We start from the raw sequence: 21792 nt of genomic DNA on the forward strand, positions 1-21792 counted from the left end.
GCGCGGCGGGCCCTCGCGGGCCACGGCCGGACCGTCACCCGGGGTCGCGCGTGTCGACCGAGTCGCGTTCTAATAGGCGCGGGAGCCGAACGAGGAGGGCCCATGACCGAGCGAAGCGAGGGAATCAAGGACGCGCCCTTGTGGTCACACTCTCCGACGAAGGAGGACGCATGACTGAGCCGGTGTCCGTCCCCGGCATCGACGTTCCCCACCTGTCGTCCTGGCTGGCGGAGACGCTGCCGGGGGAGGGGCGGATCACGGGGATCGACCTTCTCGCCGGAGGCCGGTCCAACCTGACCTATCTCGTCCGGCTGGAGAACCGCCGCGTCGTACTCCGCCGCCCTCCGCTCGGCCACGTCCTGCCCACCGCACACGACATGCGCCGCGAGTACACCGTGCTCTCGGCCCTGGCCGGCAGCGACGTACCGGTCCCGGCGCCCCTGGCCCTGTGCACCGAAGAGGAGGTCATCGGCGCGCCGTTCTACGTCATGGACCACGTCGAGGGCCGGGTCATCCGCACGCCCGAGGACGCCGTCGACGTCACCGCCGAGGAGGCGTACGCCCTGTCCGAGCGGCTCGCCGAGGTGCTCGCCGCGATCCATCTCCTCGACGTCGAACGCGCCGGGCTGAGCGACTTCGGCCGTCCGCACGGGTACATGGCCCGGCAGCTCAAGCGCTGGTGCCGGCAGTGGGAGTCCTCGCACCCGGCCGAAGACGGCGGGCGGACCGACGAGGCGTACGACCGGCTCGTCCAGCGGCTCGGGGAGCGGCTGCCGTCCGACGGGCTCACCGGGCTCGTGCACGGCGACTTCCGGCTCGACAACGCGCTCGTACGCCTGCGGCCGGAGCCGCGGATCGCCGCGGTCGTCGACTGGGAGATGTCCACGCTCGGCGACCCCCTGTCCGACCTCGGGCTCACGCTCACCTACTGGGCCGACTCCGGTGACGCCGCGCGTACGCCGACCGCCGTCGGCTCGACCGTGACCTCGGCGCCCGGGTTCATGACCCGGGCGGAGTTCGCCGGCCGGTACGCCGACCTGACCGGCCACGACCTGTCCCACCTGGACTTCTACGTGGCGTTCGGCTGCTTCAAGCTCGCCGTCATCCTCGAGGGCATCCACGCGCGGTACCTGCAGAAGGCGACCGTCGGCGAGGGCTTCGAGCTGATCGGCGCGTCGGTCCCGGTCTACCTCGACCGCGCCCATCAGGTGCTGGACGAGGGCGCGCTCTGACCTTCTGCCGGACCCGCCGCCGAGGACGCGTCCGGCGGGCGGCGCGTCCGGTCAGCAGTTGAAGGTCACGGTGGCGGTGATGTTCGCGTTGAAGGTCACCGAGGCGCTGGGGACGCCGATGCACCACTGGTCGGTCCGGGTGACGGTGACCGAGGCGCTCTGGCCCGCGCGGAGCCGCCCGCTGCCGCTCGCCCTGATGGTGCCGACCGTCCCGGTCACCCGCCAGCTGATCGGCCCGCCCTTGGCGGTGACCTTCACCGAGCAGTGACGGGTGCTGGGCATGTGGCAGCCGGTCACCGACAGCGTGCCCGGCCGCTGCGGCGAGCGCGGGCGCTCCGGGTACCGCGTCGGACGCGCCGGCCTCGGGGTCTTCTCGGCCGGCTTCGGGCTCGGCGTCGCGCTGCCGCTGGGCTCGGGCGAGCCGAGCAGCAGGCGGGCGGACGTGGACGACCGGCTCGGTGAGGGCCCGCCGCTCGCCGCGTCCCCACCCGGTCCGGGCGCCAGGAGGAACACCCCGCCCACGGCGAGCACGACGCACGCGGCGGCGCCGAGCATGGGCCACAGGCGCCGTTCGGTGCGCTCGGGCTCGGCTTCGGGCTCGGGCTCGGGCGGGGGATCGGCGCGCTTCGCGATCGTCGCCCGCAGGTCCGCGAGCCCGGGGGCCGAGGCCGTGTCGAGCACGCGGGCCCGCAGTGCGCCGGGGAGGGCCACCGCGGGCATGGCGCGCAGGAGCTGCGCGTTGGCGACCGTGAGGTCGCTCCGCGAGCCGCAGATCGGGCAGCTCGCGATGTGCCGGACGAGCTTCCCGCAGGTCCCGTCGTCCAGCGGCGTACCCGGCGGGGCCAGCTCCGCCACGTCCGGGCAGTCCTCGCGCCCGGTCGCCGCCACGACGACGGCGGAGAAGGCGTCGTTCACGTCGTTCCGTGCCTGCGCCACGCGTATGGACGCCTCGTGCGGTGTCACGCCGAGGACCTCGGCGAGGTCGTCCGGGTCCAGCTCGTGCCGCAGGAACAGGTCGAGCGCCTCGCGCTGGGAGGCGCTGAGCACGGGCAGGGCGGCGTGCACGAACGGACGTGTCGCCTCGTCGTCCTCGGCCCCGTCCGCCTCCGGGACGAGCCGGCGCTCGCCCGGCGGCTCACCGTCCGCGCGGCGGCGGAGGCATTCCTTCCGCGTCACGGTGTACAGCCGGGCGCGCAACGGCGCGTGGGCGAGCCGTTCGGTGCGTTCCTGAAGGGTGATCAGGGAGTCGTGCAGGGCCTCCTCCGCGGCCTCCTGGTCGCGGAGGAGGACGTGGCAGTAGTCGAACAGCCGCGGACCGTACGAGTCGTAGATCTGTGGCAGTGCGGTGGGCTCGCCCGCGATCAACGACTCGGCCAGTCGCCCGTCGGCGTCCCTGTCGAGACTCGGCCATCCTGCCACGAGTGCTCCTGCTGAACTATGGGACACGAGGTCACAGGGGGTCCCACCAGTCGTGGGAACCAGGATCCTGCCACCATCGAGCGCAGCTTTGGAGCGTTTGATTGCGATTTAATCGCAATGGCAGTTTGTTGAAATCCATTCCGGCCGGAACAGGGTCAGTACGGCGCCACGCCCTCCCGCAGCCGTCCGGCGAGGTCGCCGAGCACGGCCATGGTCGCGCGGTGCAGGCCCGGCCCGAACGTCACCCGCGCCACGCCCAGTTCGGCGAGCCGGGCCGGTGACGGCACGCCGGGCCGGTAGAGGATGCTCACCGGTCCGGGGATCCGCTCGACCAGCGTGCCGATCACCTCCTCGTCCGTGACCATGATCGGGAACACGCAGTCGGCCCCGGCGTCGAGGTACGCGCGGCCACGCGCCACCGCCTCCTCCATGACGTCCGCGGGCGAGGCGCCCGGGAGCGCGCCGTCCATGAACACGTCGGTACGCGCGTTGATCACCAGGTGGGGATCGGCCTCCCGCAGCTCACGGACGCGGTCGGCCTGCACCTTCAGGTCCGCGAGCACGTGCCGTGCCTTCGGCCGCCGGCGCTCCTCACCCCCCACACTCGCGACTTCGCCGGCCGCCTCACCGTGGAGGGTGTCCTCCAGGTTGCAGCCCACGGCACCGGCCTCGCGCAGGCACTCGGCGAGTTCGGCGGGCGTCAGGCCGTAGCCGGACTCGGCGTCGACCGTGACCGGCACGTCGACGCTGCGCGCGATGCGGGCCGCCGCCGCGAACATCTCCTCGGGCGGCGCGCCCTCACCGTCCTCGTAGCCGAGAACGTGGGACACGGCGGCGCTGGCCGTGGCGAGCGCCGGGAACCCGGCGGACGCGAGCGCCTGGGCGCTCGCGGCGTCCCACACGTTGGGCAGGATGAGAAGCGGCCCGCTCCGGTGCAGCTCGCGCAGCCGCGCGGCCTTGTCGATGAGACTCATGAGCCCGACCGTACGTCCCGGCGCGGCCGGGCAGAAGGGCCACTTGGGGTCCACCGCGCCGGACCACCCGGCGCCAGGGCCCGGTCAGCAGCTCCAGGTGACCGACGCCGACGCGCCGGAGTCGAACCTCACCGAGCCGCTGCCGCTGCCGAAGCAGAAGCTGTCGGTCCGGGTGACGGTGACCGAGTCGCTCTGGCCCGCGCCGAGGCTTCCGCCGCCGCTCGCGCTGACGCTGCCGCTGGTCCCGGTCACGCGCCAGTCGACCGGGCCGCCCTTGGCCGTGACCGTCACCGAGCAGTGCCGGGTGCCGGACATGTGACAGCCGGAGACCGACAGCGTGCCCGGACGCTGGGGCGCGGTCGGCCTCGGGCGGTGGGTGTGCCGTTTCGTCGTGTGCGGGGTCGGCGTCGGCGTCTTGCTCGACTTGGACGGGGTCGGGCTCGGTGTGTCGCTGGTGCTCGGCTCGGGCGCGGCCGAGTCCGACGGGAGGACGTCGTCGGCCGACGACGACTCGCTGGGTACGGCGAGCGGCTGCCCGCCGCTCGTCTTCTCCTCGCCCGAACCGGGCAGCAGGAGGAACACCCCGCACACGATGACCAGGACGCACGCGACGGCGGCGAAGATCGGCAACAGGCGCGGGCCGGTGCGCTCCGGCTCCGGCTCCAGGTCGGGTTCGGGCTCGGGCGGGGGGTCGGAGCGCATCGCGATCGTCTCCCGCAGATCCGCGAGCTCGGGGGCCGATGCGGTGGTGAGCACGCGGGAGCGCAGCGCGGCGGGGAGGGCCGCCGTGGGCATGGCGTTCAGGAGGCGTGCGGTGGCGACCTTGCGGCTGCTCCGCGAACCGCAGATCGGGCAGCTCGCGATGTGGCGCGCGAGCTTCCCGCAGGTCTCGGTGTCCAGCGGCGCGTCGGGCGGACCGGCCAGCGCCGCCACGCTCGGGCAGTCATCGCGCCCCGTCGCCGCCACCACCACGGCGGCGAACGCGTCGTCCAGGTCGTGCCGGGCCTGGGCCACGTGCACGGAGGCCTCGTGCGGCGTCACGCCGAGGACCTCGGCGAGCTCGTGCGGGTCCAGCTCGTGCCGCAGGGACAGGTCGAGCGCCTCCCGCTGGGCGCCGCTGAGCACGAGCAGCGCCTCGTGCACGAGCCGGCGCGTCGCCTCGTCGGCCTCGATCCCGTCCGCCTCGGGCGCACGCTGTCGCTCGGCCGGCAGCTCGGCGTACGCGCGGCGGCGCAGGCACTCGTCCCGGGTCACCGCGTACAGCCAGCCGCGGAAGAGACGCGCGTCGGGGATGTGCCCGATGCGCTCCTGGACGGTGATCAGGGAGTCGTGCAGGGCCAGCGCCGCGGCCTCCTGGTCGCGGAGGAGGACGTGGCAGTAGTCGAACAGCCGTGGGGCGTACGAGTCGTAGATCTCCGGCAGGGCGTGGGGGTCACCCGCGTACAGCGCCTGAGCGAGTCGCTGGTCGGCGTCCCTGTCGATGCTCGGCCATGCGGCCACGGAGTCCTCCTGCTGAACTGGTGGGGCACGAGGTCACAGACGTCCCACCCGGGGCGTGGGTTCACAGGATCCTGCCACCATCTACAGCTACTTTGGAGGATTTAATGGCAAATATGTCATATCCGGCTACTGGCTGTTGATGTGATTCGGTGATGTCCCAGGAGGCCGTGACCGACGGTGACCGGTGTGGCGCCGCGCACCGCCGGGCGGCGGCGTCTCCCGGAGCCTCACCGGCACGGCGCGCGGCCCGCCCGATACGAGCGGACCGGCGCCGATTCGCCTTTTCGGCCCGTCAGCCCTTCAGGTCGGGGAAGTCCTCCTCGCGGAACTCCTCCGGGCGGCGCTCGTCGCCCTCCAGACCGCGCAGCTCGACCCGGCGGATCTTGCCGGAGATCGTCTTGGGCAGGTCCGCGAACTCGACGCGCCGCACCCGCTTGTACGCCGCGAGGTGCTCCCGGCAGTGCGCGAGGATCGCGCGCGCCGTCTCGGCCGTCGGCTCGTGCCCGGCCGCCAGGCTGACGTACGCCTTCGGCACCGCGAGGCGTACGGGGTCGGGCGCGGGGACCACGGCGGCCTCGGCCACCGCCTCGTGCTCCAGCAGCACGCTCTCCAGCTCGAACGGCGAGATGCGGTAGTCCGACGCCTTGAACACGTCATCCGTACGGCCCACGAACGTGATGTAGCCGTCCGCGTCCTTCGTCGCGACGTCACCCGTGTGGTAGTAACCGTCGGCCATGGCCGCGTCGTTGAGCTCGGCGTCACCGTGGTAGCCGACCATCAGCGCCGCCGGGCGGTCGGACAGGTCGATGCAGACCTCGCCCTCGTCGCCCTTCTCTCCGGTGGCCGGGTCGATCAGGGCGATCGTGTAACCGGGCAGCGGACGCCCCATGGATCCGGGCTTGAGCGGCTGGCCGGGAGAGTTGCCGATCTGCGCCGTCGTCTCCGTCTGGCCGTACCCGTCGCGGATGGTGAGGCCCCAGTGTTTCTGCACCTGGTCGATGATCTCCGGGTTCAGCGGCTCGCCGGCCGCCACCACCGTGCGCAGCGGGAGCCGCCACGCGGACAGGTCCTCCTGGATGAGCATGCGCCACACGGTCGGCGGGGCGCAGAAGCTCGTGACCTCGCAGCGCTTGAGCACGTCGAGCATCGCGGGCGCGGAGAAGCGCGTGTAGTTGAACACCAGCACGCAGGCGCCGGCGTTCCACGGCGCGAAGAAGTTGCTCCACGCGTGCTTGGCCCAGCCCGGCGAGGAGACGTTGAGGTGGATGTCGCCGGGGCGCAGCCCGATCCAGTACATCGTGGACAGGTGCCCCACCGGGTACGACGTGTAGGTGTGCTCGACCAGCTTCGGCTTGTTCGTCGTGCCCGAGGTGAAGTAGAGCAGCAGCGTGTCGCCGCCGTGCGTCGTCTCCGTGCCCCCGGCGTACGGCTCGGCGCCGTACGCGTCCTCGTACGACAGCCAGCCCTCGGCCGGGCCGACCGAGATGCGCGTCCACTCGCCGGCGAGACCGTCGAACTTGGCCGTGTGGCCGGTGCCGGTGACGACGTGCCGCACGCCGCCGCGTTCGATGCGGTCGGTGAGGTCGGCCGGGGTGAGCAGCGTGGTCGCCGGGATGACGACCGCGCCCAGCTTCATCGCGGCGAGCATCGTCTCCCACAGCTCGACCTGGTTGCCGAGCATGAGCAGGATCCGGTCGCCCCGCGCGACCCCGTGGCTCCGCAGCCAGCCCGCCACCTTGCTGGACCGGTCGGCGAGCTCGGCGAACGTGAGCTTGGCCTCCGAGCCGTCCTCTTCCACGATCCACAGCGCCGGGGCGTCCGGCGACTCGGCGGCGAGCACGCCGTCGAACCAGTCCACGGCCCAGTTGAGGCCGGGCGCGTCGGGCCATCGGAACCCGCTGCGTGCGGCGTCGTAGTCTTCGGCCTGCGCCAGGAGGAAATCGCGGGCCGCTTTGAAGGTGGCGGCATCGGGGGTCATGTGTCGCATCCTGGCACTGCCCCGCCGATCACGTAAATACCGTGGCGATCAGCCGAAGATGCCGCAGGACCAGGAGACGCTGATGGAACCGTTCGGGGAGAAGAACACCTCGGCGCTGTCCGTCGGACAGGCGCCGGCGTCCTTCGTCACCGTCACAGTGGCGTGATCGCCCTTCGCGAGGCGGCCGCTCGACCTGTCGAGCGATATAGGCCCGGAGGCCTTGGCGGTCCACGGGACCGCGCCGCCGACGGCGGTCACCGTGACCTGGCAGTCGTCATCTCCGTCATCCAGCGCACAGTTGCCGGTGACGGACAGGGTGCCCGGCTTCGGCTTGGTGGTCGGCCTGTGGGTCTTCGGCGGGGCCGGGCGGTGGGTGGTCGGGGTCGGGGTCGGCGTGTGCTTGGTGGGCGTGGGCGTCGGCGTGTGCTTGGTCTTCGACGGGGACGGCTCGACGCTGTCGCTCGGCGAGGGGAAGGCGTCCGACGGGCTGTCGCTCGGACCGGCCGCGACGTTGCCGGGGACCTTGTTGTTCAGGTTCTTGGGGTCCTCCGACCCGCCGCCCGTCAGCAGGAAGATGGCGCCGATGACCAGCACGACGCACGCGGCCACCGCGACGGCGGGCAGCAGGTGCGAGGACGTGCCGTCGCCGCGCCGGTCCTTGCGGGCCGGCTGCGCGCGGCGTTCGAGGCTGGTCGGCCAGCCCCAGACGTCGAACGGCTCGGCGCGCTGCGCGATGCGCGTGCGGTTCTCGTGCTGGTCGGGCGCGTCGGCGAGCGACAGCACGGCCATCCGCAGGTCGGAGGGGATCGCCGCGACCGGCAGCACCTGCATCAGCCGGTTCGTGGAGACCTTGCGCTTGCGGCGGTCGCGGCAGACCGGGCAGGACTCGATGTGGCGGATCAGCTTGCGCGCGACGTCCGACGGCAGGGGCCACTCGTTCTCGTCCACGAGGGCGGCCACGCTCGGGCAGTCGCCGCGTCCCGTACGCGCGATGATGGCGGCGGCGAGAGAGCTGTCCAGGTCGTCGCGCGCCTGGGCGACCAGCTCGGTCGCCTGCTGGGAGGAGATGCCGAGCACGCCGCCGAGCTCCTCGGCGGACAGGTCGTGCCGCGCGGACAGGTCGATCGCCTCGCGGTGGCGGGCGGCCATCCCGGCGAGCGCGCTGTGCACGAGCTGCCGGGTCTCCTCGAGCCGCTGGCGCTCCTCGGCGTCGAGGAACGCGTCCTCGTTCTGCTCGGGCGCCCCGTGGCGCTGCTCGGGACGCTCGGGGTCGGCGAGCTGCCGCAGGCACTCGTTGCGGACGATGGCATAGACCCAGCTGCGGAAGCGCTCGGGCTCGCGCAGCTTGCCGATGTGCTCCTGCGTCGCGATGAGCGAGTCGTGCAGGGCGTCCGCGGCCATGTCCTGGTCGCGGAGCAGCGCGTGACAGTAGTCGAACAGGCGCGGCGCGTAGAAGTCGTAGATCTCCGCCAGTGCGGTGGCGTCACCGTCGCGCAGGGACTGCGCCAGCCGACGATCCTCTACACGGCCGAGACTGGGCCAACCGGCCACAGGTTCCTCCCGAGAGTGTCATGCCCGGACAGGCCCCCGGAAGTGAAGAAGGAGGCCCGACGCCCCGCTCCCGTCGGGCCTCCTTCATGTACAAGACGCCGCAGCCGGGAGCCTGGTTTACAGGATCCTGCCACTAGTCCAAGAAAATCCTCCGCTGAATGAATAGACCGATATGAACTCGTGTTGGCGATTTCAGTGGCATTGCGGCGAACAGATGCGCCGCGCGATCGTCTCCAGCAGGAAGCGTTGCACGTCCTGAGGCTTCAGGGCGTGGAACGCCTCGCCGTTGGTCTCCGACGCGATCTTCTGCATCGCGGACATGTCCACATCCGGCCCGAAGCCGATGAAGACGACCTCGACCGGCCGGTCCGGGTCGGCCTCCTTCTTCAGCGTACCGAGCAGGGAGGTGAGGGAGATGCCGTTGTCGTCGTCGTTCTTCCCGTCGGTCAGCACGAGGACGGAGTGGTAGTAGCCCGGCTTGTAGCTCTTCTGCATCGACCGCACGCTCGCCAGCACCGAGTCGTACAGGCCGGTGTTCCCGGTCGGCTTCGGGCGGATGCGGCCCAGGGCGGACAGGATCTCCTGTCTCCGTGTGCCCGACCCCAGGCGGGTGGACAGCGGCCCGATCGGCACCTCGCTCCGGTAGTCCAGGGCGCCGTTCAGATTGGTGGAGAAGGTCCACAGCCCCAGGTCGGTGTCGTCGGGCAGCATCGCGAGGCCGTTCTGCGCGATCTGGGCGGTCGCCTGCATGCGGGTCAGGCCGTTGCCGACCGGCTGGGCCATCGACCCCGACACGTCGAGAAGAGTCAGCATCCGGGTGCGCAGGGAGAGCTTGGTCCACGCCTGCATGACGTCGGTGACGTCGCCGGCGGCCGGCGTCGGCAGCGCGCGGGGCACCCGGGGGCTCAGCCCGTTCTGGGCGGTGAAGCCGTCGCCCGGATGGCCGTCGGGGGTACGGAAGCCGAGCGCGCGCACGGCGTTCTTCGCGTCGGCGCCGCCGAGCGCCTGCTCGAGCAGGCCGGCCGCGCTCACCTTGTCATCGTCGTCGGTGGCCAGCGTGAACGGATAGTCCAGGCTCAGCAGGCCCTCGCTGGGATACAGCGCGGTGGCCGGAGTGGAGGGGTTCCCGTGGTTGAACTTCCATACCGCCTGCTCGGGCACGATCACGACCGGCGCACGTCCGTGCAGGTCGCGGTGGAAGCTGGCGAACAGGGCCTGCGGCGTCGGCGACAGGCTGTTCTGCACGTTGCGGACGATCTGGGTGAAGATCGGGTCGGCGTTCGGGTCGCCCTGCAGCAGCTCGCGGGTCATCACGACCGCGCCGATGCCGCCCGCGTTGCGGTTCGGGTCGAGGATCTGCAGGTGGACCGAGTTGGCCGGGAGCATGTCGTTCTTGCTCACCGCACCCGCGGCGAGGGCGTCGGTGGCCTTGAGCAGCATGTCCCACGTCGGGCGGATGCCCTCACCGTGGATCTTGTTGGCGAACGTCCGCGACGTGGCGACGACGATCGGCGTCTTGGCCAGTGAGGTCGGCGTCAGATGGACGCTCGACGCGCCCTTGGCGGTGCTGCGCACCATCGTGACCCACAGCGAGGAGTCGGGGATCCACACGTCCGGGTCGGCCTCGCCCGGCACGGACCCTCCGCCGGACAGCACCGTGGACATGCCGGCCGGGTCCGACGCCTTGACGGTCGCCTGCACGCACTTGCCGTTCACCGAGTGCCGCGCGTCGTCGAAGGACTTGGTGACCTGGCTGATGGCCGGGGCGATCTCCGGCGCCGCCGCCACGTTGAGCTTGATCGCGTCGCTGCCGCAGCCCCGCGGGCCCGCGAGCGCGTACACGCCCGCGCCGAGGAGGATGGCCAGGCCGATCGCGCCGGCGAGCGGGCCGATCAGCGTGCCGAGCGAGCGGCGGCGCACGGCCCGCCGTCGCCCTCCGCCCCCCGCGCCCGATCCCGCCCGGCGGCGTCCGCCCTCCTCGCGGCCGTTCTCACCCCGGCTCCGGTCGTCGCGTCCGTAGCCGTCGTCGCCCGAGCCTCCCTGGCCGGAGGCGTTCTGGCCTGGGCCGCCCTGTGGGGGAAGGTTCTGACCCGGTCCGTTCGAGGGTGTTCCGTAGTTGCCGTACCCCTGGCTGCGAAAGTCCGAGCCGCCGTACCCGCCGGCCGGTATGCCGACGCCGGACCGGCCGAGGCCGGGCCCGATGTAGCCGTCACGCCCCTGCCCGGGACGCCGGTCGTCGGCCGGGCCGCCCGCATACCCTCCGCCACCCGGGGGACCGTTCGTGCGGCCGCCGTACGGATCGCGTCCCCCGCCCGTGCCGTACGGATCGCGTCCCCCGCCCACGCCGTACGGGTCGCGTTCGCCACCCATACCGTACGAGTCGCGTCCGCCGCCCGCGCCGTACGGATCGCGCTGGGCCGGTCGGCGATGGGGATCCGCGTCGCCGGGGTTCGCGCCGCCCGGTGGCATCGGACGGCCTGGCTGCCCGTCGTCCGGCGTGCCGCCCGAGGGCTCCTCCTTGCGGCGACGTCCGCTCACGGTTGTCCCTCTTTCGCGGGAGATGGGTGGATCTAGAGCGGCACTGTAGCCTCCCCTTCCCGATGTGACCAAAGAGACCAAGGAGAACTTTCCGCAGGTCAACGCGGGCCGGTCATGACTGGAAAGCTTGCCGGCCGGTAAAGAAACGAACTTCCGCGCACCGCCTTGAGTTGACTCCTGGGCCGATACGCTGCGCCGTCGCGGACAGGCTCCGGTAAGAAATCCTGTTACGTCCGGTTGACCCCACCGCCCGGGGCGAGCGCCGGTGACGGCCCGCCCACGTGGCGTCAACGGATTCGGTCTGGTATACGGCCGAACCTGAACCCGCCGCTCAGCTTCGTCGTGCACAGTAGGGCAGGGGCCCACGGCTACGGGGGGAGCGCAGCATGACGAGACTCGCGACCGTACGGGACGACGACGCGACGGCACGACCGGCCACTCGGCGGCGGTGGACAACGGTGATCACCTGGATTCTCGTGGCGATCTGGCTGCTCTGGGCGGCCGCGCGCCTCGTCGGTGTCGACCGGATGTCCTCCTTCTCCTCGATCCTGATCCCGGCGATGGCCGTGGTGCCGTACGTCGCGGCGGGCGTGGTCATCCCGCTCGCCGTCGCCGCGCTGACCCGCAACTGGATCGCGCTCGGGGTCACGGTCGCCGTCGCCGCGGTGTACGCCGGCATCGTGCTGCCGAGGGCGTTCGGCGGCGGGCAGCCGGACGCGACCGGCCCGCGCCTGCGGATCCTCACCGCCAACCTCAAGTTCGGCCAGGCAGGTGACGCCGGCCTGGTCGACCTGGTCCGGCGTACGGGCGCCGACGTGCTCAGCGTGCAGGAGTTCACCCCGGCGGCGGCCGAGCGGCTCGACGCGGCGGGCATCGAGGGCCTGATGCCGTACCGGGTGATCGATCCGCGCGGCGGCCCGGAGGGCACCGGCCTGTACTCCCGCTATCCGCTGACCGAACGGCCCGACCGCGGATCCACCACCTTCGCGATGGTGAACGCGACCCTGCAGGTGCCGGGCGCCGCGCCCGTGCGCTTCACGGCCGCGCACCCGCCGGCGCCGCTCGGCCCGGACGCCGCGAGGTGGCGGCACGACCTGAAGCAGATCCCGACGCCCACCCCGCACGGTGAGGTCGGCATCGTCACGGGCGACTTCAACGCCACACTCGACCACGCACCGCTGCGCCACCTGATCGGCGAGGGCTTCACGGACGCCGCGGACGCGACCGGGCAGGGCCTCGTGCCGACGTTCCGGCCGTGGCCGCCGATCACGATCGACCACGTGCTCGCCGACCGGCGCTGCGCGATCGAACGGGTCAAGATCTACCTCCAGCCCGCCAGCGACCACCGAGCGCTCTTCACCGAGCTCCGGCTGCCCTGACCGGGCCGGGCGAGGCGCCCGGGGGGCGCTCGGGTCGCGATACTGGAGGCATGGCCCGCCTGATCCCCGTCGCCGACCCGGCCGACCCGCGTCTCGCCGACTACACCCGCCTGCGCGACGTCAACCTCCGCAAGAGCCTGGAGGCCGAGCACGGCCTGTTCATGGCCGAGGGGGAGAAGGTCATCCGCCGGGCGATCGCCACGGGCCATCCCGTACGCTCCGTGCTGGCCGCGCGCCGCTGGGTCGAGCCCCTGTCCGACGTGCTCGGCGACGCGCCGGTGTACGTCGTGGAGGACGCGGTGGCCGAGGCGGTGACCGGGTTCCCGGTGCACCGCGGCGCGCTCGCGTCGATGGAGCGCCTGCCGCTGCCGCCGACCGGCGCGCTCCTGCCGGGCGTACGCCGCATCCTCGTGCTGGAGGACCTCGTCGACCACGGCAACGTCGGGGCGATCTTCCGGTGCGCGGCGGCCCTCGGCGTCGAGGCGGTCGTCCTGTCACCCCGGTGCGCGGACCCGCTGTACCGGCGTTCGGTCAAGGTATCGATGGGCGCGGTCTTCGCCGTGCCGTACGCCCGGATGACCGACTGGCACGGCGGCCTGGACGAACTGCGCGCGGCCGGGTTCACGCTGCTGGCGCTCACCCCGGACCAGGCGGCCACGCCGATCGGCAAGGCGCCGCGGGGAGAGCGGGTCGCCCTGATGCTCGGCGCGGAGGGCGACGGCCTGTCCTCCCGCTGGCTCCGCGAAGCCGACGAACCCGTCTGCATCCCGATGAGCGGCGACGCGATGGACCGCGGCGTCGACTCGCTCAACGTGGTCGCGGCCGCGGCGATCGCCTGCCACGAACTGATGCGCCCCGGCGTCCTGTAGCGCGCGCGGCGCGGACGTCAGTGCGCGCCGCCGCCGGGACGGCGCGTCCTGCGGTGCGCGCCCTTCTGCTTCGGCGTGCGAGCGTGGGCCCGGCCGAGCCGTACCTGCGTCAGGAGCAGGGAGAAGGCGACGAGAAGCGCGGCGAGCCAGGCCGCCTGGGTGCTGGCCAGCTTGTCGAAGGTGAGCTCGTCGGCCGCGTCGGCGGTCCCGCGCATCTGCTGGGAGTTGCTGGTATTCATGACCGGAGCGGTCGACGGCGTCTGCGACGGCGCGATCGAGGGCAACACGGCCGGATCGTTCGACGGAGCGACGGACGGCGCCGGCGTGCTCCCGGACGACCCCAGCCCGCTCGGCAGATCCGACGTACTGGAACTGCTGCTACCGCTGCTGCTCTTACTCGACCCGCTGCTCTTACTCGACCCACCGGACTTCGAGGATGACGAAGACGAGGACGATGACTTGGCCTTCACCGACAACGACAGGGACGGGCTCGCGTTCGCCACGGGGGTGTTGTCCGCGTCGGCCTGTGCCCACACCCCCACCTTGCGTTTGGTGGACATGTCACTCGGGACAGAAACGGTAATAGCTACCGACTTCGTATAGGCCAGCGACTTGATGGCGAGGTCGTGCTTGCTGTTTGACTCGAACAGGACAGTCGCCTGTGAGCTTCCGACATGCAGCGTGAGCCCGGTCGGGGCCTTGGAACCGTCGGGAATATGCGGTGTGACCTGCACATACATCGTCGCCTTTTGCCCTTGGCGCACTGAGCTAGGCACGTGCGTAAAGGTCACAGACAGCGTTGGGTCGGGCGGCGTGGGGGTCGGGGTCGGGCTGGGGCTCTCGGAGCCCGAGGCCGACGTCGTGGGGGACGGGCTGTCCGTCGCCTCCGCGAGGGCTGCCGCGGTGCCGCTGACCAGGACGATGCCTGTGCCAACGCTGATGATCAGTGGGGTTCGTACCGATCGTGCGAGCACCGCCCACGACCTCCTCAACGCTTGTCGTTGATTTCAACCCTACGCTTCGTCATGCGTGAGGTAAGAATCATGCGATCACGTCAAGGCCGATCAATCAACAGGGCAAGCGAACTTGTCGCCCCGAATGCCCTAAATGTTCTCCTCGCGTAGTTGGTCGATCTCTTCGCGTGAGACCCAGATCTGGTACACGCCGGCGTCGACCGTCTCCAGGCCCAGCGCCGCCGCGACCGGGGCGCGGCCACCGGCGTACTCCAGCCGCACCCAGCCGCTGTGCTCCCCGATGACGACGAAAGGCTCTCCGCGCCACGTGCAGTGCGTCCGGACGTACCGCAGGTCGTCCACCTCGGCGTCGCGGACCACGCGAACGAACCGGGCCGGGCCCACCTCGTCGAACCCCTCCGCGGGCTCGGTGGCGTAGAGCCGCACCTCGCCGTCGACGCCGGGCGTGGCGTCGTACTCCGCGCCGCGCCAGCGTGCGGTGTAGCCGTCGCGAATCACTCCGTGTCCCCCCAGACCAGCCGGTCGGCGTCCCAGCGCGCGACGAAGCGTTCGGAGGCGTCGCTGCCGATGGCGTACATCTCCGAGCCGTGCGGCAGGCGCATGCTGTCGACCTTGTACTCGCGGATGCTGCCGGCGCTGCCCGGCGCGAAGCCGTCACCGCCGAAAGGCGGGTGCTCGAGCACCCAGCCGCCGTCGCCCCACGCCCGCATCGCCTCTTCGGTCTGGCCGCCGAACGGGATGCGGTAGAGCCCGGACCGGTACGCGGGCCAGCGGATGACGTGGACCTCGGTGTCGTCCGGGTGGAACGGCGAGCCCTCGCGCAGCAGGCCGAGGGACTCGTACAGCAGCTTCGGGGTGTTCAGGTCGACCACGTCCTGGACCCGGTGCACGAAGCCGGCCACCCGGTCGTACGCCTGCTCCAGGTGCCACGCGACCTGGTCGTGCGGCACGACCTTCTGCATGATGGCGAACGGCCCGCGCGGCGCCTCGGCCGGACGGTCGGCGGTGGCTTCGGGCCGCGCGCCGGCCTCCTGCGGCACGTCGGTACGCGCCGCCTCGGCGTCGTCCTCGCGGCGCGGTGCGCCGGCGGGCGCCGGAGCGTCGCCGAGCGGCACCCCGCCCTCCAGCACGGGTGGCGGCATGTCCTCGGCCACCCGCTCCAGGCCGACGGCGGACAGCGCACGGAGCTGCTCACCGGACAGGACCAGCTCGATCGGCGTCCCCGGGTTGACCGACACGCTCCAGCCGTGATCCGGCCAGCCCGCCACGAGCTCGGCGAACGTCGGCATGACGAAGCCGGTCGTGCCGACCGCCGCCTTCATCCAGTCGAAGGAGGTGAACGCGAGTACGGACGGCCGCCCGCGTACGGGAACGGCCGACCAGGGGAACGACGGGTCGCCCGGCCGGGTCTGCACGGCGGGCGGCGTACGGCTCCAGACCGGCAGGAAGACCGTGGCGTCCATGAGGACCTTCACGACCATGTCGGCGTCGCCGCGCACGTCGAACATCTGGCGTTCGGCGTCGCTCTGCGCCGGGAAGTCGCGGGCCAGCCGCGCCGCCGCGGCGGCGTCGACCTGCTCGGCCATCGGGGTGACGCGGTCGCCGGGGACCGACGCGCCGATCGCGGTGCCGCCGTTGATGACGAGCTCCAGCGCCGGGTCCGGCCAGAAGCGCAGCACCTTGGCGAGGTCGGACAGCACGAACGGGTGACCGCCCATCGCGTCGCGCATCCGCCCCGGTCCGGTGTAGATCGGCACGACGGGACGGCCGGAGGAGTCGTCGACGTACCACTGGAAGCCGGGGCGCCCCGGCGCCAGCATCGAGTCGCCGCCGTCGACGACCGGCACCCAGATCTGGCGGACGCTGAGCAGGGTCCGCAGGAACTCCTCGCGGTCGCCGCGCGTGGCCGCCTCGAGCAGGCTCCGCTCCTCTTCGTCGAGCGGCGTGAACTCGGCGTCGGGGGTGAAGTGCAGCACGAGCGGTGACGCGTCCACGTCGAGCGGCCCGTCGAGCGGCGGCGGCACGTCGTACGCCGGGGCGGGCGGCGGCGTGCCCGGCGCGGCCTCGGCGGCCGGGTCGGCGGCGCCGGCCGGCACCGGCTCGGCGGCGGGTACGGGCGCGGGCTCGGCGGGGGCGGGCTCGGCCGGTGGGGGAGCGGGCAGGCCGGACTCGGGCGCCGGCGCGGGCTCGGACGGCTGAGGCGCGTCCTGCGCCGGCACGGCCGGGATGCCGTCGTGCACGGTCGTCTCGAAGGCGTCCTCGGAGGGGACGGGGCCCGGCTGCGCGCCGTTCTCCGCGGACGCCGGCGCGACCTGCTGGAGCGGCGCGGTCGGCGGCACCGGCTCCTGAAGCGGCGCGGACGGCGGCGCGGCGTCCTGGAGCGGCGCCGGCGGCGCGGGAGGCGCGTCCGGAGCCGGTGCGTCGCCCAACGGAGCGGGCGGAGCGGCCTGGATCGGCGCCTCCTGCGCGTGCTGCGACTCGTGCGTGCCCTGCGACACCGGGGAGGCCTGCTGGGCCGGCGGCGCGGTCTCCGCGCCGGGAGCCGCCGCGGCGTCCTGCGGCGGCGACTCGCCGGGAACCGGCGAGATGCCCGCGGTGAGCTGCCCGATGAACCAGGCCGGCAGGTAGCCCTCGATGGGCAGGCCGGAGTTCAGCGCGAGCCACCACTCCTGGTCGGGCCACGTGCGGGCCATGTCGGCCAGCGTCATGTGGACGAAGTGCTGGTAGGCCGGGCCCAGGCACGCGCGCCCGGCCTCACCGGAGGTGTAGGCGAGCACCTGCGTACGGCCCTCGCGGGTGCTCGTCGGCCACGTGAACGACCCCGGGTTGGCCAGCACCGACTCGGCCTCGCCCGGCGGCAGCGGAACGAAGAGTTCCGCGCCGCTCACGAGTTTGAAGTAGGTGTCCTGGTCGCCATCGCGTAGCGCGTCACGGAGCTGGTGTTCGAGCTGATTCGCGGGCTCCCACGCGTCGGTCAATGTCGCCACCCCCCGGAAGCTCGATAGCGGAGTGTCCACCGTACCCGGATGAAACCGGCGGTGCTTCGGAGTATGCCGAGTCTGGTGGGACGGCACGGCGCGCTCCGGACATCTGGGTCGCCCTGGCGGCACACTTCGTCGATGACATGCGACTTTCAGTGACCGAGCCGCCGCAGAGCGGTGAGGAGCCGGTCGATGTGCCGGTCGGTCGTGCCGATGCCGAAGCTCGCGCGCAGCGCCGTGCCGTCGCCGTCGTCGCAACCCCCGGCGCCCTCGCCGAGCAGCCGCCGCAGGAACGGATGTGCGCAGAACTTTCCGTCACGAAGCCCGATGCCGTACTTCTCGGACAACTCGGTCGCGACGTCGCGTGCGCTGCGGCCGTCCACGACGAACGACACGATGCCGACCCGCGGGCTCAGGTCGCCCCACAGGGACAGCTCCCGTACGCCGGGGATCGCGGCCAGGCCGGTGCGCAGCCGGGCCAGCAGCCGCTCCTCCTCCGCGATGAGCGTGTCCCAGTCGGTGAGCGCCTCGCACGCCGCCGCGAGAGCCACGACGCCGAGGACGTTCGGCGTGCCCGCCTCGTGCCGCGCCTCCGGGTCGGTGGCCCAGACGACCTGGTCGCCGACGCTCGCGGTCGCGCCGCCGCCGAACAGGTACGGCTCGGCGGCGCGCAGCCAGTCGGCCCGGCCGACGAGGCAGCCCGCGCCGAACGGGGCGTACAGCTTGTGCCCGGAGAACGCCACGTAGTCCACGTCGAGCGCGGTCATGTCCAGGGGCCGGTGCGGGACGAGCTGCGCCGCGTCCACGGCGACGCGCGCCCCGTGCTCGCGCGCCACCCGGGCGAGCTCGGCGACCGGCCACAGCTCGCCGGTCACGTTCGAGGCGGCGGTGACGACGAGCAGGCGCGGACCGGCCGGGGCCGAGGCCAGCGCCTCGTCCGCGGCGGCGACCGCCGCCGACGGCGAGACCGGGGCCGGCAGCCGGACGACCCGGCCGCCGCGCTGCCACGGCAGGAGCGTCGCGTGGTGCTCGGACTCGAAGACCACGACGGTGGTGCCCTGCGGCAGCGCGTGGGCGAGGAGGTTCATCGCGTCGGTGGTGTTGCGGGTGAACACGACCGCGTCGCGGCGCCAGGCGCCGACGAACGCGCGCACGGTGTCCCGCGCGCGTTCGTACCGGTCGGTGGTCACCTGCGAGGCGTGGCCCGCCCCGCGGTGGACGCTGCTGTAGTAGGGCAGGGCGGCGTCGATCGCCGCGCGCACGGTCTCCAGACAGGGCGCGCTCGCGGCGTAGTCGAGGTTGGCGTACGGAACGCTGCGGCCGTCCGCGAGGGGGACGGGCACGTCCTGACCGATGACCCGGAGGGGAGCGGGGGCGAGGTCGACGACGGCGGACGCAGGGGACATGGGTAACCTCCAGCGGGGACCAGGGACCCGCAGAGGGGTCCGCGCTTGTCCGGCACGGTCGTGCCGGACCTGGTCATCACCCGGGGCACCCCGCCACGGACGGAGGGTTGCCGGCCAGCTAGCCGGGGCTTGACGCTGGCGCTCATGACCTGACGGAGAGAATACAACACCCGCCCGAAGCGTCCCGTAGACAGGGCCTACGGGCGGGTGCTCCGGGCGGGTCTGCGCGTGCGGGGTCAGCCGTACAGGTGCGGGATCCGATGGCCGTGCCGCTGCAGGTTGCGCTGCGTCCCGCCGGTCGGCGGCGGGTCCGTCGGCTGGTCGCCGCCACCGCCGCCACCGTCACCGCCGCCGTCCCCGGGCGGGCCGTCGGTCGGCGGGACCGGATTCGTCGGGCCCGTCGGCGGCGGGGTCACCGGCCGCGACCCGGTCGGGTGCGGGCGCGGGTTGATCGGGACGGTCGTCGACCGCCCGCCCCCGCCGGTGTAGACCGACGGCGCGCCGAACGACTTCGGATCCAGGTCGAGCACCTGGTCGGCCTGCACCATGTACGAACGCCAGATCCGGGCCGGCAGGTCACCGCCGTACGAGGAGTAGCCGGGGATGGACAGCGGCTTGTTGTCGCTGCGGAAGATGCCGACCGAGGCCGTGAGCTGCGGGATGAACCCGTTGAACCACAGCTGCTTGCCGTCGCTCGTCGTCCCGGTCTTGCCGGCGGCGTTCCGGTCGGGCAGCCCGGCGTTGGTGCCGGTGCCGGCGTCGACGACCTTCTGCATCGCGTACGTCGCGTCGCGCGCCACGGTCGTGCTGAACGCGCGCTTGCCCGGCTCGGTCACCTTGCGCGTCTTGCTGCCGGGCGCGGTGACCGACCTGATGACGTGCGGCGCGTGGTAGACGCCCTCCGAGGCGAACGTCGCGTAGCCCGCCGCCTGCTGCTCGACGCTGACGTCGGCGACGCCGAGCGGAAGCGTCGCGGCGTCCTTGTGCGGCTCGAGCTGCGCGGCCGGGATGCCGGCCTTCTCCGCCATCGACACCACCTTGCCCAGGCCGACCTTCTGGCCGAGGTTGACGTACGCGGTGTTGATGGAGTCCTGCGTCGCGGTGACGAGGTTGACCATGCCGAAGTTCTCGTTCTCGTCGTTGTGCAGCGCGACTCCGGCGAAGGTCTGCGGCGAGCTGCCGTCGACGTAGGTGTTGAGGCTCTCGCCGTCGTCCAGCGCGGCGGCCAGCACGTACGGCTTGAAGCCCGAACCCGCCTGGACCTTCGCGTCGAACGCGTTGTTGAACTGCTGGTCGATGTAGTCCTTGCCACCGTAGAAGGCGTTGACCTCGCCGTTGTCCGGATCGATCGACACGAGCCCGGTGAGGATCTTCTTCGACGTGCCGGCCGGCATGTTCTGCTTGACCGCCTGCCGCGCGGCGGCCATGAGGTCCTTGTCGAAGGTCGTCCGGACCTTCAGCCCGCCCATGTTGATCTGGTTGTCGGTGTAGCCCATGCGGCGCAGCTCGGCCTTGGCCAGGCTGACCATGTAGCCCTTGTCACCGGCGTAGATCGATTTCTGCTTCTGCTTGGCCGGGGTGGGGAACTTCATCGTCGCGACCTGCTGCTGGCTGATGGCGCCCATCTGGACCATGCCGCTCACGACGTACTGCCACCGCGACCGCATGTACGACTGGGCACCCGGGATGGTGAGGTCGCCGGCGTAGGTCGGCACCTGGATCGCCGCCGCGAGGTAGGCGCCCTCGGCGGGGGTGAGCTGCTGCACGTCCTTGCCGTAGTACGCCTGCGCGGCCGACTCGATGCCGTACGCGTCGCGGCCGAAGTAGATGGTGTTGAGGTACTGCTGGAGGATCCAGTCCTTGTCCTTCTCGCGCGAGACCTTCAGCGCGATCATGATCTCTTTGAGCTTCCGGCTCGCGGTGCGCTGCTGGGACAGGCCGCTGTAGTAGTTGCGCACCATCTGCTGGGTGATGGTCGAGCCGCCCTGCATCGAACCACCGGTCAGCGTCGCCCAGACCGCGCGCGCCGAGCCCTTCACCGACACGCCCGAGTCGCTGTAGAAGCTGCGGTTCTCGGCCGAGATGACCGCGTCGCGCACCTGCGGGGGGACGGCCTTCAGGTCGACCGGGCGGCGGTCGAAGTCGCCGGTGCGCGCGATGACCGTCTTGCCGTCGTTGTAGTAGAAGACCGACTGCTGCGCCTTGGCGGTGGGCTGGGCCGAGCTGGGGACCGGCGTCATCAGGTAGACGACGACGAAGCCGATGATGGGCAGCAGCACCAGGACGCCGAGCACGTACGCCGCGCGCCGCGCGTACTTGATGCGGCGGTCCTGCGGTTTCTTGGTCTTCTTTCCCGGTTTTGCGGGCTTTCCGGGTGTGTCCTTGGAGGAGGCCGCCGCGAGGCGTACGCCCTGCGAGGGCTCCTCCGCCTCGTCCGCCTTGTCGTCCTCGGGCGGGATGATGACCGGCTTGGTCACGTCGGCCGGAGCGGGCTCGTCCGCGGAGTGCGTGCCGGGTTCGTCGGTGGAGCCGGGGGAGAGGGTGTCGTCGTCCGCGCCGCCGGACGGAGGGGTCTTCGCGGCGGTCGTTCCGTCGTCCTTTTCGCCGTCGTCGTCGGCGAGTTCGCGTTCGTGCGCGTCGTCGTGCCGGTCGTCTTCGTCCCGCTCGTCGTCCGGCCGCTCGTCGTCCGCGTCGCTCGCACCGGCGGCGGTCGCGGGGCCGCGCTCACCGGCCGGGGTGTCCTCGGCGGCCGGGCCGGAATCCCCGGACGCGGAATCCTCGGGCGCGGGATCGCCGGGCCCGGAGTCGCTCACCGGCGTCTCGTCCGCCGCGTCCTGGGGGCCGGCGTCGTTGTCGGCGTCGTCCGTGACCTCGTCATCGCGTGCGACCACGTCGTCCTCGTCCGGCTCCCGTCGCGAGCCGCCACCGCCCGCGGACAGGTTCGCGTCACCGTTATTTACTGGCTTGTCAGACATTTCGGGCTCCCCAGCC

15 protein-coding genes and 1 riboswitch are annotated in these 21792 nt (G+C 72.2%); of the genes, 4 read left to right on the forward strand and 11 right to left on the reverse strand.

Features of this window, described 5'->3' with window-relative positions:
- Positions 1-170 precede the first annotated feature (170 nt).
- A complete protein-coding gene (locus tag OG417_RS13410) occupies positions 171-1232 on the forward strand; it encodes a phosphotransferase family protein (RefSeq protein ID WP_329255012.1) in 1062 nt (353 codons plus the stop codon).
- A 51-nt stretch (positions 1233-1283) separates the two neighbouring features.
- Here OG417_RS13410 and OG417_RS13415 read toward each other — a convergent pair whose 3' ends face one another.
- The 6 genes from OG417_RS13415 to OG417_RS13440 form a co-directional block, all read right to left on the reverse strand.
- Positions 1284-2651: an RNA polymerase sigma factor gene (locus OG417_RS13415; protein ID WP_329255015.1), complete on the reverse strand. Its 1368-nt coding sequence runs from the start codon at positions 2649-2651 to the stop codon at positions 1284-1286.
- A gap of 155 nt (positions 2652-2806) precedes the next feature.
- Entirely contained in the window at positions 2807-3625 is an 819-nt protein-coding gene (locus OG417_RS13420) for an isocitrate lyase/PEP mutase family protein (RefSeq protein WP_329255018.1), read from the reverse strand.
- Positions 3626-3709: 84 nt separating this feature from the next.
- Positions 3710-5125, reverse strand: coding sequence for an RNA polymerase sigma factor (locus tag OG417_RS13425; protein WP_329255021.1), 1416 nt, complete (start codon positions 5123-5125; stop codon positions 3710-3712).
- 292 nt (positions 5126-5417) lie between these two features.
- Positions 5418-7103, reverse strand: a complete 1686-nt coding sequence (locus OG417_RS13430; protein ID WP_442875679.1) for an AMP-binding protein — start codon at positions 7101-7103, stop codon at positions 5418-5420.
- 48 nt (positions 7104-7151) lie between these two features.
- Positions 7152-8654 carry an RNA polymerase sigma factor gene (locus OG417_RS13435; protein WP_329255027.1) on the reverse strand — a complete coding sequence of 501 codons (1503 nt, stop codon included), beginning with the start codon at positions 8652-8654 and terminating at the stop codon, positions 7152-7154.
- Between the two features lie 192 nt (positions 8655-8846).
- Positions 8847-11192: a substrate-binding domain-containing protein gene (locus OG417_RS13440; RefSeq protein ID WP_329255030.1), complete on the reverse strand. Its 2346-nt coding sequence runs from the start codon at positions 11190-11192 to the stop codon at positions 8847-8849.
- Between the two features lie 386 nt (positions 11193-11578).
- Here OG417_RS13440 and OG417_RS13445 point away from each other — a divergent pair, with 386 nt between their 5' ends.
- Together OG417_RS13445 and OG417_RS13450 are read left to right on the forward strand one after the other, a co-directional pair.
- Positions 11579-12571, forward strand: a complete 993-nt coding sequence (locus OG417_RS13445; protein ID WP_329255034.1) for an endonuclease/exonuclease/phosphatase family protein — start codon at positions 11579-11581, stop codon at positions 12569-12571.
- A gap of 50 nt (positions 12572-12621) precedes the next feature.
- Entirely contained in the window at positions 12622-13440 is an 819-nt protein-coding gene (locus OG417_RS13450; protein WP_329255037.1) for a TrmH family RNA methyltransferase, read from the forward strand.
- Positions 13441-13457: 17 nt separating this feature from the next.
- On the opposite strand, the gene OG417_RS13455 is transcribed toward OG417_RS13450, so the two are convergent.
- Positions 13458-13679, reverse strand: a complete 222-nt coding sequence (locus OG417_RS13455) for a hypothetical protein (RefSeq protein WP_329255040.1) — start codon at positions 13677-13679, stop codon at positions 13458-13460.
- On the opposite strand from OG417_RS13455, the gene OG417_RS13460 reads away from it, so the two are divergent.
- Complete coding sequence (locus OG417_RS13460) at positions 13678-14043, forward strand: hypothetical protein (RefSeq protein ID WP_329255043.1); 366 nt, start codon at positions 13678-13680, stop codon at positions 14041-14043. The two genes, OG417_RS13455 and OG417_RS13460, sit on opposite strands and share 2 nt — an antisense overlap.
- A gap of 500 nt (positions 14044-14543) precedes the next feature.
- On the opposite strand, the gene OG417_RS13465 is transcribed toward OG417_RS13460, so the two are convergent.
- The 4 genes from OG417_RS13465 to OG417_RS13480 form a co-directional block, all read right to left on the reverse strand.
- Positions 14544-14912, reverse strand: coding sequence for a hypothetical protein (locus tag OG417_RS13465; protein ID WP_329255047.1), 369 nt, complete (start codon positions 14910-14912; stop codon positions 14544-14546).
- A complete protein-coding gene (locus OG417_RS13470) occupies positions 14909-17401 on the reverse strand; it encodes an SseB family protein (RefSeq protein ID WP_329255051.1) in 2493 nt (830 codons plus the stop codon). The genes OG417_RS13465 and OG417_RS13470 overlap by 4 nt, the downstream gene beginning before the upstream one ends.
- Positions 17402-17547: 146 nt before the next feature.
- Entirely contained in the window at positions 17548-18801 is a 1254-nt protein-coding gene (locus tag OG417_RS13475) for an aminotransferase class V-fold PLP-dependent enzyme (RefSeq protein ID WP_329255054.1), read from the reverse strand.
- 36 nt (positions 18802-18837) lie between these two features.
- A riboswitch (SAM riboswitch) is annotated at positions 18838-18951 on the reverse strand.
- An 86-nt stretch (positions 18952-19037) separates the two neighbouring features.
- Entirely contained in the window at positions 19038-21776 is a 2739-nt protein-coding gene (locus OG417_RS13480) for a transglycosylase domain-containing protein (RefSeq protein ID WP_329255056.1), read from the reverse strand.
- Positions 21777-21792: the final 16 nt, after the last annotated feature.

It is taken from the genome of Actinoallomurus sp. NBC_01490, assembly GCF_036227085.1.
Lineage (GTDB): Bacteria > Actinomycetota > Actinomycetes > Streptosporangiales > Streptosporangiaceae > Actinoallomurus > Actinoallomurus oryzae.